This is a genomic window from Wolbachia endosymbiont (group B) of Episyrphus balteatus, assembly GCF_947250575.1.
In the GTDB taxonomy this organism is placed as follows: Bacteria; Pseudomonadota; Alphaproteobacteria; order Rickettsiales; family Anaplasmataceae; genus Wolbachia.
Map to the genome: position 1 here is coordinate 296,682 of NZ_OX366325.1, position 15,092 is coordinate 311,773.

At 34.4% G+C, this 15,092-nt stretch carries 16 protein-coding genes; 8 read left to right on the forward strand and 8 right to left on the reverse strand.

Annotated elements, in window-relative coordinates; translation table 11 throughout:
* Positions 1 to 28 precede the first annotated feature (28 nt).
* The 8 genes from OOL05_RS01490 to OOL05_RS01525 all read left to right on the forward strand — a co-directional run bounded on the left by OOL05_RS01490 (position 29) and on the right by OOL05_RS01525 (position 5,962).
* Positions 29 to 283: a phage tail assembly protein gene (locus OOL05_RS01490; RefSeq protein ID WP_236514921.1), complete on the forward strand. Its 255-nt coding sequence runs from the start codon at positions 29 to 31 to the stop codon at positions 281 to 283.
* A gap of 115 nt (positions 284 to 398) precedes the next feature.
* Complete coding sequence (locus OOL05_RS01495; protein WP_236514918.1) at positions 399 to 2,669, forward strand: phage tail tape measure protein; 2,271 nt, start codon at positions 399 to 401, stop codon at positions 2,667 to 2,669.
* Positions 2,669 to 3,025, forward strand: a complete 357-nt coding sequence (locus OOL05_RS01500; protein ID WP_236514916.1) for a phage tail protein — start codon at positions 2,669 to 2,671, stop codon at positions 3,023 to 3,025. Before OOL05_RS01495 ends, OOL05_RS01500 begins: the two co-directional genes overlap by 1 nt.
* Entirely contained in the window at positions 3,022 to 3,231 is a 210-nt protein-coding gene (locus OOL05_RS01505; protein WP_236514914.1) for a tail protein X, read from the forward strand. The genes OOL05_RS01500 and OOL05_RS01505 overlap by 4 nt, the downstream gene beginning before the upstream one ends.
* A complete protein-coding gene (locus OOL05_RS01510; RefSeq protein WP_264374858.1) occupies positions 3,232 to 4,167 on the forward strand; it encodes a contractile injection system protein, VgrG/Pvc8 family in 936 nt (311 codons plus the stop codon). It abuts the gene before it with no gap.
* A 56-nt stretch (positions 4,168 to 4,223) separates the two neighbouring features.
* Positions 4,224 to 4,745, forward strand: a complete 522-nt coding sequence (locus OOL05_RS01515; protein ID WP_264730524.1) for an ankyrin repeat domain-containing protein — start codon at positions 4,224 to 4,226, stop codon at positions 4,743 to 4,745.
* A gap of 54 nt (positions 4,746 to 4,799) precedes the next feature.
* Complete coding sequence (locus tag OOL05_RS01520) at positions 4,800 to 5,027, forward strand: hypothetical protein (protein ID WP_007302999.1); 228 nt, start codon at positions 4,800 to 4,802, stop codon at positions 5,025 to 5,027.
* 20 nt (positions 5,028 to 5,047) lie between these two features.
* Positions 5,048 to 5,962 carry a patatin-like phospholipase family protein gene (locus OOL05_RS01525; protein ID WP_264337051.1) on the forward strand — a complete coding sequence of 305 codons (915 nt, stop codon included), beginning with the start codon at positions 5,048 to 5,050 and terminating at the stop codon, positions 5,960 to 5,962.
* 95 nt (positions 5,963 to 6,057) lie between these two features.
* On the opposite strand, the gene wmk (OOL05_RS01530) is transcribed toward OOL05_RS01525, so the two are convergent.
* From wmk (OOL05_RS01530) to mutL, 8 genes are all read right to left on the reverse strand, one after another.
* Positions 6,058 to 7,044 (reverse strand): WO male-killing family protein Wmk, encoded by a 987-nt coding sequence (wmk, locus tag OOL05_RS01530; protein ID WP_264730790.1) that lies wholly within the window; start codon positions 7,042 to 7,044, stop codon positions 6,058 to 6,060.
* Between the two features lie 46 nt (positions 7,045 to 7,090).
* A complete protein-coding gene (wmk, locus tag OOL05_RS01535; protein WP_264730526.1) occupies positions 7,091 to 8,011 on the reverse strand; it encodes a WO male-killing family protein Wmk in 921 nt (306 codons plus the stop codon).
* Between the two features lie 96 nt (positions 8,012 to 8,107).
* On the reverse strand, positions 8,108 to 9,379 hold the full coding sequence (gene ltrA, locus OOL05_RS01540) for a group II intron reverse transcriptase/maturase (RefSeq protein ID WP_264377358.1): 1,272 nt from the start codon (positions 9,377 to 9,379) through the stop codon (positions 8,108 to 8,110).
* A 43-nt stretch (positions 9,380 to 9,422) separates the two neighbouring features.
* Positions 9,423 to 9,545 carry a hypothetical protein gene (locus OOL05_RS01545; RefSeq protein ID WP_255446080.1) on the reverse strand — a complete coding sequence of 41 codons (123 nt, stop codon included), beginning with the start codon at positions 9,543 to 9,545 and terminating at the stop codon, positions 9,423 to 9,425.
* A gap of 406 nt (positions 9,546 to 9,951) precedes the next feature.
* A complete protein-coding gene (locus tag OOL05_RS01550) occupies positions 9,952 to 11,145 on the reverse strand; it encodes a hypothetical protein (protein ID WP_264730528.1) in 1,194 nt (397 codons plus the stop codon).
* Positions 11,146 to 11,315: 170 nt separating this feature from the next.
* Positions 11,316 to 11,981: a JAB domain-containing protein gene (locus tag OOL05_RS01555; RefSeq protein WP_015587821.1), complete on the reverse strand. Its 666-nt coding sequence runs from the start codon at positions 11,979 to 11,981 to the stop codon at positions 11,316 to 11,318.
* 171 nt (positions 11,982 to 12,152) lie between these two features.
* On the reverse strand, positions 12,153 to 13,091 hold the full coding sequence (gene wmk, locus OOL05_RS01560) for a WO male-killing family protein Wmk (protein ID WP_015587820.1): 939 nt from the start codon (positions 13,089 to 13,091) through the stop codon (positions 12,153 to 12,155).
* 68 nt (positions 13,092 to 13,159) lie between these two features.
* The gene (gene mutL, locus OOL05_RS01565; protein ID WP_015587819.1) at positions 13,160 to 14,950 is read right to left on the reverse strand and encodes a DNA mismatch repair endonuclease MutL; all 1,791 of its coding nucleotides are present in this window, start codon (positions 14,948 to 14,950) and stop codon (positions 13,160 to 13,162) included.
* Between the last annotated feature and the right edge of the window lie 142 nt (positions 14,951 to 15,092).

The window sequence follows — 15,092 nt, forward strand, 5'->3', positions numbered from 1 at the left end:
TTGAAATTTTATTTTTTTAGAGGAAAATATGAAAACAATTACACTTAGTGAATCAATAACAGTTGATAGTATCTCTGTCTCAGAGTTATCGATGCGTGAACCTAAAGTAAGAGATTTACTTGCTATAGAACGCATAGAAGGCGAAGCTTTGAAAGAGGTAGCTTTAATTGCTAATCTAGCATCTGTGCCAAAAGAAGCAGTTGAAGATTTATGTATTAAAGATTATGTAGAAATACAAAAGGTGCTAAAAGATTTTTTGTCGCCTTTAGAACAGAGGAATTAAGATTCAATATTTTAAAACTTAGTTCAATAACAGGAAGTGGAATTGAGCAGATTACTAATATGGATGTAAATGAATTTTTATCCTGGATAGAAATAAGTAAAGGAGTAGCAAAAAAATGTCAATGCTTTCAATAAAGATCGGTGCAACATTAGATGGCAGTTTTAATAGTGCAATGACAGGTAGTGCAGCAAAGCTTTCTAAGTTGGGTGATAGTATAAAGCAGCTTGATTCGTCAATGAAATCTGTTTCCAAATTTAAGCAACTAAATCATGATGCCCTTGAAGCTATGAAGAATTGGAAGGAAGCGGAGAAGAAAGCAAAAGAATCAGCTGCAGCAATTACTAAAGAAAAAAAGGAAAAAAACGAACCAAGCAAAGCACTGAAAAATGAATTTGAAAAATTGAAAGCATCGGCATCAAAGGCAAAAGAGGCTTATATTAAAAAGAGAGATGCACTTTACACATTAAATGAAGAAATCAGGAAAAGTGGAAAGGATGTCAAATCTTTAGTGAGAGATCAAACTAAACTTGGTTCATCTATTGAAGTACTAAAAGGAAAATACAGTAAATTAGGATCTGTAATACAAAAACAGCAAAATGCTTTGGCAAAAAAAGCGCATTATAGATCACAAGTAATGGAAACTATAGGACTAGGACTTTCGCTTGCAACGCCAATTAAAGTTGCGATTGACTTTGAAAGTGCTATGGCTGACGTTAGGAAAGTAGTAGAATTTAATGGTGATAATGAAGCTAATATATTTACTCGAGAATTGAAGAAATTATCCCGTGAAATACCATTATCAGCCGCAGAGTTAGCACAAATAGCTGCAAGTGGCGGACAGCTTGGTATCAACAAAGGTAAGCTGCTTGAATTTACCACAACAGTAGCTAAAATGGCCACAGCATTTGATATGTCTGCTGAACAAGCTGGTGATTCCATAGCTAAACTCGCTAACATTTATGGAATTGCAGTAGAGAAGATGGAAGGAGTTGGTGATGTTATAAATTACCTATCAGATAATACTGCAGCTAAGGCAAACGATATGATTGAAGCACTTGCTAGAGTGGGTGGTAATGCAAAACAATTTGGTTTAGATATTAATCAGACAAGTAGTTTAGTAAATGCCTTCATTAGTTTAGGTAAACAACCTGAAAAAGCAGCAACTGCTGTCAATGCTCTGCTTTCTAAACTTCAAACTGCTGAAGGGCAAGGAAAAGAGTTCAAAGCAGCATTGGAATCGATAGGTATCACTGCAGAGGAAATGTCACAAAAGGTTGCTGAAAACGGGCAAAACGCTCTACTTCATTTTTTTGAAACTTTAGAAAAAGTAGATAGACAGGAACGTTCACAAATCCTTCTCAATCTCTTTGGTCAAGAATATCAAGATGATATTGCATTGATAGTTGGGAGTTTGGAAGAATATAAAAAAGCAATAGATTTTGTGGCTGATAAAGAAAAGTATAACAAATCTATGCAAAAGGAATTTAATAACCGTGCAAGCACTACAGCAAATAACTTGCAGCTACTTAAAAATACAATAGCAGAGCTAGGAATGAACTTAGGGTCAGTTATGCTACCTACTTTAAATTGGATAAGTAAGATTTTGAGGTCTATATCTACAGGTATAGCTTGGTTCGCAGAGAAGTGTCCAATTTTGACTACAGGAGTTATGAGCATAATTTCAGCTCTTATTATTGGCAAGATTGCAGTGGTAGGTTTTGGTTATGCATTTGCATTGGCTGGAGGTGGACTATTAACTTTTAATGCTATTTTGCAGGGAACACTTTTGCCAGTATTAACTTCGTTATCAGCACGAGTAATTCCAGCAGTAATCATGGGACTGAAAGCTTTAACGCTAACCAATCCTATAGGAGCTGCTATTGCTGGACTATCAGTTGGTGCAGCACTTGTAATCGCTAATTGGCAAAAGGTAAAGGACTTTTTCTCAAGTATCTGGAAATCAATTACAAAACCTATAGAAAATTGGATTGGTATAGGAAAATTGTTTAATGATAATCCAATAAAAGCATTAGAGAAAACAGTAGAAGCAAAAATAGGCAGTGCAACTAGTGAAAATAGAAATGTTTTTAGTAAAGGAAATCCTTTATTAAATAATAATGCTTTTAGTGGAATTTCGAATAGTAGAACGAATATTGAAAGTGCTAGCGTGATTACAGAAAAAGGTTCTGTAGCAGATAATTCAGAGAAAGTTTTAAAAGACTGTGAAAAGTGTGAACAAAAAATTTTCAATCAAACTTTTACATTTAATATAAGTATTAAAGCAGAACCTAACCAAGATGTACGTAGTCTTGCTGATACAGTAATAAAAAGAATAAGAGAAAAATCGCGAGATGTTTTATTTGATTCAATAGAACCTATTTACTAATGTTTTCACTTGGTCCATATAAAATTTCTCCAACAGGGTTAAGGTGCAGTAAAGAGAATCGTTGGAATACCATAGAGTGTATTCACAAAGCTCCATTGTTGCAAAATATTGGCCAGGGAGTAGAAAATATAGATTTAGAAGGAGTCATTTATCTTAATAACTCTAATGGCTTAAACCAACTAAAAAATTTAAAGGAATCAATAGAAAATCAAGTATCCTATCCTTTAGTGGATAATACGGGTAATGTTTTAGGGCAGTTTGTAATTACACGATTAGAAGAAAAGCAAACGTCGTATTTTCCATGTGGATTAGCAAAAAAGGTTGAATTTAGCTTAAGTTTAAGGCGTTATGTATGACATTACATTATATAGCACAAGAAAATGAAATGTTGGATTATATATGCTTTAAACACTATGGACATAGCTCTGGAGCAGTAGAAATAGTATTGGAAGAAAATCCTGGACTTGCAGATTATGGAAGTTTTTTGCCTGCAGGATTAAAAATCAAGTTACCTACAATACAAGAGCAGTTGAAAAAATCGAAGTTAAAAGTGTGGGAATAAATGAAACCTGAATTTAGCATCGAAGGAATAAAAGATCATGTAATATCGGTGTATCTTACTGATGAATCTGGTACTATAGATGATATCGCAGAGGTATGTGTTGATTATGGCAATGAAAATGTAGAAGTTCCAAATGAATTGAACATAGCACTAGGTTATAAGGAAACGGGAATCTTTCCAATGGGTGTATATACAGTCAATGAAGTTACGATACAAGGCCCACCTAAGACCCTACTAATAAAAGCTCATGCAACAAATTTAAGAATATCTTTGAAGGCAAAAGTATCAAAAGAATGGCACCAAATTACCATAGAAAACTTAGTAAAAGAAATAGCTCAAAAACATGGATATGGATACAAAGTCGCTGAGGAATTTAAGGATATATTGATACCCCACATCAACCAAATAGATGAAAGTGATATCAGCTTGTTAACTAAAATAGCAATAGAAAACGAAGCAATGGCAAAATTAGCTGGTGGGTATATATTATTTATTTCAAAAAACATGGCAAAATCAGCCACAGGAAAAGCTTTAGGAACAACAAATATTAGACCTCAAGACACAATTAATTGGAAAGTGCATTTTACCGTACGTGATAAGTATAATTCAGTAGTGGCAAAGTGGCATAGCTATGAAAAGGGCGAAACTATTAAAGAAACAGTTGGTAGCGGTGAGCCAAGTTATATTATGCTGGAACTTTACTCAAATGCAGAGTCAGCACTAAGTGCAGCAAATGCCAAGTTGAAACAATTGAAGCGTAACAATGAAACTTTAGATGTAACTATGCCTGGTAATCCTCAAATTTTTGCAGAAGCTAAACTTAATCTTCTAGGTTTTAATCAAGCGTTAGATGGTGAATGGATAATTAATAGAGCGGAGCATACTTTAAATAGCTCGGGTTACCTTACTATGTTGTCAGCATCTTTGAGTAAGTAATGTTAAGAAAAAAATGAGTAATGATCTATTTAATATGAAGAAACTGTGTGCCAAATATGAAAAAAATAAAGTATAATGAAAGAGATAAACTACATTTCGTATGGTTCATACTATTAATAGTATGCATTGTTATTACTTATTGCTATCAAAAATCTAAAGCTACAGATAATTATAACAAAACATTACAAGTGGCTACTAGTAATTGCAACTTAGAAATAGTAAAACTTTTAGTAAAGGATATGGCTCCAAACTTGAGTGGAACAACATTACATTGTGCAGCAAGAAAAGGATGTTTAGACATTATCAGATTTTTAATAGAAGAGGAAAAAGTAAATATAAACGCACTTGATAGAAATGCATTTAAAAGAATAGCTTTACATCACGCTGCAGGTGAAGGACACCTAGAAGTTATTAAGTTTTTATTGGAGAAAGGCGCAAATCCTAATATTAGAGATATAGATGGAAAAAACCCAAGAGATGTAGCTGTGCTAAGATCACGGCACAATAAAGATAAACCATACGATGAAATTATACACTTGCTCTATAATGCTGAAAAAGAACACGAATCTGAGCAGTAATATTTCGTAACCGGAAACAAGAAGTAGTTGAAAGATTACACAGTTAGGAGAAACATGCAAAATCAAAAAATCCCAATTACAGTAATTATCACGTTATTAATACAAACAGTAGCATTTATATGGTGGTTATCCAAGCTAGACTCAAGGGTACAATTTCACGATAAACTTATTGAATATGGTTTAATGGAAAAAGTGTTAGTACTTGAGGAAAGGGTAAAAAATCTTTCTGAGGAATTGGATGAGTTTAAATTACACGTTCTAAGCGGAAAAATTAAATCTTAATACCTTTACCCAAATTCACAATGATTAAATATATTTTATCCGTTGATGGAGGTGGCATTAGAGGCATCATACCAGCCATTATTCTAGCAGAAATAGAGCAAAGGACAAGAAAACCGATAGCTGAAATCTTTGATCTTATGGCAGGGACCTCAACCGGTGGAATTGTTGTAGCTGGATTATGTAAAAAAGATAAACCTCAATATTCTGCTAATGATTTAGTCGAGTTCTATCGGGAATATGGACCATATATTTTCAAGTCTTCATTTTTTAGGCGATCAATATTATCTTGGTTTAACTGTGCACAATACCCATATAAAAATATTGAATTTGTATTGGACAAATATTTTGGTGATGATACTCTACAAAACACTTTAAATAATGTACTGCTTACCAGTTACGACATTCAGAATAATTGCCCATTTTTCTTCAAAAGCTGGAAAGAAGGTAATATTAAGCTGAAAGATGCACTCAGAGCTGCAACGGCTGCACCTACTTACTTTGCACCTAAATATCTTAAAATCAACCACAAGGAAATGGTATTAGTGGATGGCGGGGTATTTGCAAATAATCCAGCGGCTTGTGCATATGCAAGTGGTAAGAGGTTATTTCCAAATGATGATATTCTACTGTTATCGATAGGTACTGGAAGAACAGATAGAAGCATAGAGTATGCCAATTCAAAGAGATTTGGAAAAATAGGCTGGATAAAACCTTTGTTAAATGTGATGTTTGCCTCTGGATTGGACTGCGTAAATTATCAGATGAATCAAGTAATAGGCAATAGATACGTAAGAATACAATCGCAATTGAAGCTAGCGTCGGCTGACATGGATAACATTACATCAAAAAATATCAAATCTCTTCAACAAGAGGCAAAGGCAATGATAGAGGACAATCAGAAATTAATAGATAAACTTTGCGATTTCATATCTTAATTTATACCAAGCAAAATTCAACTGAGCCAAAAAAGTTGGTTAGCAAATTCTGTTGGTTAAATCATTAACTAATTTTACTTATATCTTAAACACATTCAATTTTCACACTCACCCAACTCATCAGCAGTTAGGCCACTTGCTCGCACAATAATATCAATAGCAACACCTTCCTTAACTAGATCTTTTGCAATCTTGATTTTCTCTGCTTTTTTAACCTTTTCTTTACCAGTTTGCATTCCTTCAGATAAAGATCTGGCTACCGTATTCAGTAATTCTTGATCCTCAATTTTTTCGCATTTACCTATAAACCCAAAAACTGGCTCATTTTCATATTCTGTTAGTCCAAGAGCTTTAATGTTAACTGATAATGTCTTTGCTATCTTATATAATATTTCAATTGGAATGTCTGTATATCCTCGTTCATAGTCGTGTATTTCTTTAGGTGTTGAACCAATTTTATTTGCCAAGTCCTCCTGAGTGTATTCCCGTATTAATCTCTGCTCTTTTATCCTTTTCCCCACTTTGTAGAGTATAGAATCAGTACAAATTTCTTTCTCTATATCATCATATTCATAAGTAGATAAGCGAGTCACTTGGGAAATAATATCAACTGAAACTCCTTCTTTCACTAGATTCTTTGCTACTTCTATTTTCGCTTCTTCTTGGCTAATTTTCTCGCTAATATATACAAACCTTACTAATGGATACAGCTTCTTGCGTAATTCCTGATCCTTAATTTCTCTATGTATTTTTGTTAGATAGACTATTTCTTTATCCTCATCTTCATACCAACTGTTTTCTCTTAGTACTGTTGGTCCTGGAAGTAGATCTATAACATTGACTGACAATGCTCCTGCTATTATATACGATTCTTTGATTGTAATAGCCTTGCACCCTAGTTCAAAGTTATGTATTTCCTTATGTGTTAAACCAATTTTTCTTGCTAATTTTGCCTGAGTATACCCTTGTACTATCCTACAACCTTCTATTTTTTTCCCTAGCTCGTAGCTTACTGAGCCAATATGCTCTGAATTATCATAGATAAATCCTCTAAAAGCTGTTTTTCCTATAGAAGCAAACATATATTCTATCACAAAAAAATCCACTATTGGCTAAGTTTTTATGAAATCACAAAAATTTCTCAATCATATAATTTGATAAGCCTGTCGTTTGCAAGATAATATCAACAGAAATTCCCTCTTTCACTAAATTCCTTGCAACTTCAATCTTCTTTTCCTCTCTGACCTTTTCTCTACAAACATGTATACCTTCAAATAAAGACTTGATTAGCATATCGCGTAATTCCCGACTCTCAATCTTTTTGTATTCTTCTATCAACTTTGATAGCTTTTCTTCCGCTTCACTATCCTCATCTAATTCGGGAAGTAGATCTATGATACTGATTGATAATACCTTTGCTATTTCATCTAACATTTCAAGTGAGACAGCAGCTCTCCCTTGTTCATACTCGTATATTCCTTGATTTGTTATGCCAACTTTATTCGCTAAATCTTTTTGTGTATATCCTCGTATCAATCTCCACTCTTTTATCCTTTGCCCTACTTTGTATGGAATGGGAATTTTGTTCTCCTCATACTCACCAATAGATAAGTTAGTTGTTCGAGAGATAACATGAGCAGAAACTCCTACTTTCATCAAACCCCTTGCTACTTCCATTTTTACCGCTTTTCTGCTTCTTTCCTCACTCAAACGAATAAATTTGGTTAATAAATAAAATACCTCGCTTAATTCTTTATCCTTATACCCCTTTACTAAATTTAATATTTCTTTATCTTCAAAATATCTTTTTTCATTTGGTAGCGTCTCTCCACAAACTAGACCTTTAACATTTACTGATAATGCTTCTGCTATAGCATATAACTTCTTAATTGGAATTTTACGGTTCCCTTTCTCATATTGCAGTATTACCCAGTACTTTACACCAATTTTCTCAGCTAAACCCTTCTGAGTATAACCTCGCTCTAACCTCCAACTTTTTACTTTTTGTCCTACTTCATAATCTAGACTTTTTTCCACGCAAAAAACCATATATATAATATTTTCTACTATAGCTCAAAGGCTCCAGGGAGAGTAGACCAGTGGAACTTCCCCTACCAGTCTCTCGCAGAACTGTACATAAACCTCTCAGCTTATACAGCTCCCATTATTTAGCCTTTTTGACCCTAAACCTAGTGTCCAATGATAGAAAATATTTGGAGACCTATCTCTCACCTTTCCTAGAAATTGTCTTGCTAGTCTTCCGTGACTCCTGAGTCTCTTATATTTCCTTTTGACCCACTTTTCTAGATGCCGCTCTACATTCTTTAGAGATTTGTAGACCTCAGTTCTGTAAAATTTGCCATAGTACTGATACCAGCCTCTGACTATTGGATTTACTTTTCCTGATATCTCCTCTAATGTTATATGCGTATTTCGTAGCATTTTCCATGATCTTATGGTTGTAGTAATCTTTTTCTTGGCCTTGTTGCTAATTGCTGGGAGAAATGAAACAAAATGCTTCCCTATTTTATTTCTTGCTAACCTGGGTCTGAATGTGTAACCCAGAAAATCAAAACTTTGTTTAGGAAATTCATCTCTCCTATTGTCATCCTTACAGTACACTATCTGTGTCTTTTTAGGATGTAATTTCAACCTATACTCAGCCAATCTTTCTTCGATCATTACTTTCACAAATCTTGTCTGTTTCTCTGTTCTGCAGTGCACTATCGCATCGTCCACATATCTCTCAAATGGTACCGTCGGATAGTTCTTTTTCATCCATATATCAAACACATGATGCATGAATATATTAGAGATGATTGGGCTAACTGAACCTCCTTGCGGAACTCCTTTATCCCTAACTACTTTACTGCCATCTGCAAGTTGTATAGGGGATTTCATCCACCTTTCAACATATAGTATGACCCATTTGCAGTCTGTGTGTTTCTTGATAGCCTGAAGTGCTAAGTCGTGATCCAGATTGTCGAAGAACCCTGATATATCAAGGTCTACCACCCAATCGTACTTCCAGCATCTCTTACGCGCTGTATCTACCGCATCCAATGCTGATTTATTCGATCTATAACCATATGAATCCTCATGGAATTTTGGCTCCACTAACGGTTCGAGATACATTGTTGCTGCTGTTTGCGCTATCCTATCTGATACTGAAGGAACACATAAAATTCTTTGTCCTCCTCCCATATCTTTCGGTATTGCTACAGCTTTTACAGGCTCTGGAAAATAACTTCCGGATGTCATACGATTCCATAGTTTGTATAGATTATCTTTTAGATTTTCCTCAAACTTTGTTATCGAAACCCCATCTACACCAGCAGCACCTCTATTTTTCGATACTTGTTTATAAGCTCTCCAAATAAGTTGCTTTGGTATATCAAAAGACTTTGTTTTATTCATTAACTCCTCCCTTTCGGTTGATAAATAACTAAAACTAAATAACTCAGCTCCTTCGCTCCATTTCCATTACAGAAACTTCTTCACTACTACGAGCTGATCCGCCCCTGTTTTCCGCATCGGTACTCTCATCCTCAGAGATCAGCTCCTTGGATTTCTCCCTTATCATCGAAACGACAGGTTCCCGCAGTTCCACGCAATAGCCCAAAATAGATTCATGCCACCTCTATGCCGGACGCCATCTATCCAGTAAACAAGCTCCCGATAGATTTATCCCAGGTTAAGTCTAACCCCTGGTTTTGACATCATCCAATTCCTTTCGACACTTTATCAGTGGTTCATTTTCATTCATCTCTCTATTTTACACATGACGCATATTTGCGCCTTTTCCATAACGCTCACTACCTTAGCTTTTTACCAAAGCAGCTTATGGTTGTTTGAAGCCTGCTCTTGTAAGCCGGCTCCGAGGGGCCCACCCCCATCTATTGCGTAGCTTTTGCACTTAGTTTGCTCTTACTTGAACATTCCTTGTGTCTCTACGGCACACTAAACTCTGGAACCTTAAAATAAATGAATTAAAGTTCCCTAAAGGTTTCTTTACTACCTCCACATACCCTATTTACCCATGAAGACAATACTTCATCATTGCCAATCTCTTTTATAGCATACTTTTCATTCCATATGCCACATCTAGTGAAATTACCTTTCTCTACTGCTTCTTGAAGTTTCACTCCCCCAAAAAGGCAGTTTTTTCCTATTTCTTCGCCTCTTTTTTGTAACTCAGCCCACATTTCCTTGTTTTCTACTCTGACTTGTACTTGATCATATTTTTTTACATCGTGGTACAATATAATATTTAGCTGACCAATGCTTGTAGGAAATTGTAATATAATAGAGCTTTCATCTGACATATCGATATAGTTTCTTATACCTCCCTTCTCGCTTTTAACCTCAACTGCATCATTACCAATTTTTAAAATATTACTTCCTAACTTTCTGTTTGCTTCCAGTATTTTGGCTACCTCTACCTTGCTATTATCAGAAAATTCTATATATGATGTTGTATTGTCTATCTCGAGATCTATTAAGGATCCTTCTTGAACAGCACTTTCGCCAGCTTTTTCTAGTTCTTCTAGTTGCTTATCTATCTGTAGCTGAACTTCTGGTTGTAGCTCATCATAGATTTCACCTATCAGTTTATTCTGTAGTAGAGTATCATGAAACTCTGCACCGCTTAACATTAATTTACGTATTACCTTTTTACGATCAACCTTATCAAATTTATGAAAATGTGTACCTAATACTACATACTCTGAGAAACTCCATTCCCCATCATTACATGCATTTAGCCTTGTTCCATCACCTATTACTTCATCTATAACTTTGTTCATCTCTTTTGGGGTTTTTGCTTTTACCACTCCACTCTTAAACCAGCTCAACTTTTCACTTTCGCTTATACTTGGCTTTATTTTTTGCAAGGCGGAGGTAAATGGATTTTTATCTTCTTGATCACTTGCAGGTTTTGTGCCATAAACATAGTCAAATCCTTTCCCACAGTTGATTTTGTTTTCGCGAACTTCTCTACCAGGGAAAGGTGCTATTTCCTCAGGCTTTTTAGCCTTATTAATTTTGCTTACAAAGGTGTTAGTACGACCTATTCCTACAATAGCATTTAACACCTCACCTTTTGATAATCTATCAAGATCAATGTTTAACTCGTAAGTACCTCCTTCTTGATCATCAAAAGGTACAATTATTTTATTACTCATATTAGCCTCCGCTATTAAATATACTTTACTAAGTCTACAACCGACTTTATTACTTTATTATTAACTTAATATATACTTTCTCATTAATTATAAGTAATAATTAATGTGCTTGCAAATACTTTCTTCATTCAAGTAGTTAAACAACTCATGAAAATCTTCAAATATCTGCTTTATAACAGTCCTTGCTCTTTAAAGCTAAAATACCCAACACTTGTGATGATAATGTGATCCAGTAACCTAATCCCTATAGTCTGACAAGCTTTAGCCAAGTCTTTAGTTACAGCTTCATCCTCATCAGATGGCTTTAACCTTCCTTCTGGGTGGTTATGCGATATTATTATTGACGTCGCTTTTCTTATTAATGCCTTTCTTGTTACTTCTCTTATGTAAAAAGGTACCTTATCCACTGTACCAGTGAACACTTCTTCCCACTTTAAACGGCACTTTTGATCAAAATATATTATTTTCATCTTTTCCTCCTCTGAATAGCCAATACTAACCCTTAAATATTTTACTATGGTTTCCAAGTTATCCATTACAGGTCCTTTCTTTAACTCTTCTCTTGGTACTCTCTTTGCAGCTTCCTTTAGACATAAAATTACTGCTACTGTAGAGTCAGTTATCCCTTCTATAGTTTTCAAGTCATCTATTTCCTGACCTAAAATTCCTCCTATTCCAAAACTATCTATTAGCTTTCTAGCAATAACTCGAGCTTCTTCCCTGTCATGCACTGCACTTAGAAACGTTTCTATTACTTCACGATCAAGTAGAGCTTTACCGTTGCTTTCTAATGCTCTGAACTCTATTTCTTCTCTACGATCTTTCTTATTATTCATAAAAATTACCCTTCACTAATAACAAAATGTTTTTATATATTTACTGCTGTTTTTTTTGTCAGCATTGGCATAAAGCCATAGCTTTTGAGTGAAGTCAAATCAATTTCTCAATCTTTTTTACTTATTTTTTCATCAAAAAGTAAAGATATTAATAGATACTGATTTTTTATTTCAAATTTGTTGAATTTCGTCTAAAGAGATACCCACTGTTTTTAAAATAATATTGATAGAAATTCCTTCCTTAACTAAATTCTTTGCAATTTTCATCTTTTCTACTCTCTTCACTTTCTCTTTGCAAACTTGTATGCTTTCAAACAGAGATTTTATTAGTACATGCCGTAGTTCTTGGCTCTTGATCTTTTTGTATTCTTCTATTAACTTTGATAGCTCTGCTTCACTATTCTCATTTTCTCTTGTTTCTGGAAGCAGATCTGTAATATTAATTAATAGTACCTTTGCTATTTCATCTAACATTTCAAGTGAAACAGCAGCTCGTCCTTGTTCATATTCATATATTCTTTGATTTATTATGCCCACTTTACTTGCTAAATCTTCCTGAGTGTATCCTCTTCTCAACCTCCATTCTTTTATTCTTTGACCTACTTTATACGGAATAGAAATTTTTTTCTCATCATTATCATATTCATCAATAGATAAACTGGTCGTTTGAGAGATAACATGAGCAGAAACTCCTTCCTTAACTAAACCCTTTGCCACCTCTATTTTTACTACCTTTCCACTTTCTTCCTCACCAATACGGATGAATTTAGTTAATAAATAAAACGTTTCACGTAATTCTTGGTTCTTAATCTCTTTATGTCTTCTTACTAGATTTAGTACCTCCTCTCCCTCATACCCTTTCTCATTTGATACTTCTTGTCCGCAAGCTAGATCTCTAACAGTTGTTGATAATGCTTCTGCTAATTCATATAACTTCTTAATTGAAATTCTGCGCGTTCCTTTTTCATATTGCAGTATTACCTGATATGTTGTTCCGATTTTTTTTGCTAAATCTTTTTGAGTATATCCCTTTGCTAATCTACGATTTCTTACTTCCTGTCCTATTACTTTGTAATCTAAAAAATTAGAGCATTTATTCTCTTTTTTCACATTTTATACTCCATAACCAGAAGAGCTATCACGTATACCTAATTGGGAACCTTTTTGACAAACTGAACTCATCTCCTTTCAAACAATTTTTCTATATCACTTAGTTTCATTTCTATATAAATTGGTCTTTCATGACCAGAATATGGAGTTTTCTCAATTTGTCTTAGTATCTCATTCATCTCTTCCAACTTCATTTCCCTTCCAGCTCTATGGCACACAATGGTAGCTAACACTTTTTCTTCTATAGGTAGCGTATCTCCTATCTCCATTAATCTATCAACTATATTCATCACCATCTCTTTCACATTTATTGTTCCTAAAATTGCAGGTATTTCTTTCACCCTTACTTTATCTTCTGATTCTATTTCAATACCAAAACCCATTTCGAAAAGCTTATCTTTATACATTTCAACCATCTCCATTCCAGCTTGGTTTTTAATCTCGACTATTTCAGGAAGAAGAAGCTTTTGCCTTTTTATGCTTGATTTTTGTTTTAAGCACTCATAGATCAACCTCTCATGAGCTGCGTGCTGGTCTACTATAATTAATTTGTCTTTAGCCTCAGCAACAATGTAAGTATTGTAGACCTGACAGCGTGCATATCCCAGAGGATAATCCTCTATTAAATCAATTTGCTTCCTTTCTAAAACCATCGTTCCCTTTTGGGGTGGAGATTCTCCATATTTAAACGTTTCTGGTAAGCTTTGCCTTCTTTCATCTGGTGCATTGAATTCTTTCATTAGACGATTTTCTAAAAGACTTGGTCTCTTTTCATAAAACTCTTTTTGATCTTTTTTCTCTTGACTATCAACCTGCTCTTGGCTTTTACTATCATTAAAAATTAGCTCCTCTTCAATACCTTGATCACCCGCTGCAAATCTCGTTGATAGTGTTTTTATTATCCCTCTTCTCACTATTTCATATATTAGCCTTTTATTCTGAAATCTTACTTCCGATTTATTTGGATGCACATTTACATCTACTTGGTCATATGGTACTTCTAAATGCAACACTGCAAAAGGATACCTATTGTTTGGAATAAAATCGTGATACGCATATCTAATTGCACCAACAAGTAGATTGTCTTTTATTGGCCTTCCATTAACAAACGTACAAATCTGAGTTGAGTTGCCACGATTGACATTAGGTTTACAGATGTGTCCCTTAAGTTTGATGCCTTCTTCTTCCTCTTTAACTTCCAGTGAATTGCTTTGAAATTCTTCTTCTATTTCACATAATCTGTTGAACAGCGAAGTTTGCTTAACATATTTTAAGAGCTTTTTATTACCAGAAGTGAGAGTAAACCCAATACTATAATTAATCATCGCTAAGTTATTCACAATATCAACAATACTTTGTGTTTCTGCCCTTTCGGTTTTTAGAAACTTTAGTCTATTTGGTGTAGCAAAAAATAAGTCACGAACTTCAATATATGTACCTTGCAACAAAGAACAAGGGGTAATCTCTCTTATTTTTTCTCCTCCCTCATACCTTATAGACCATGCTTCCTTTGCTCCACTTGCCTTAGACGATAATTTCATTCTGCTTACTGCTGCAATTGAAGGTAAAGCTTCTCCCCTAAACCCAAGGTGCTTGATTTCTATTAACTCACTATCGCTTAATTTTGAAGTGGCATGCCTCATAAATGCTAGTTCTAAGTCGTCCTTTTCTATTCCATTTCCATCATCTGTCACAGTTATAAGGTTACGTCCACCACTTTCTATTTTGATCTCTATCTCTGAACTTCCAGCATCTATTGCATTTTCTACTAATTCCTTTACTACACTCGCTGGCCTTTCTATTACCTCTCCTGCTGCTATACGATTTATAGTTTTTGTGTCTAAAAGAATTATTGCCATATTTTCAACTCTCAGTCTGATCAGTTTAATATCAATTAAAATCAGATTGTCTATTAAATTCTATTCTAAGCCCTTTCATGAAGATCATTAGAATTATGTATAATTATTAATGCTTTTTAAGTGGATTTCCTATTGTTCTTTC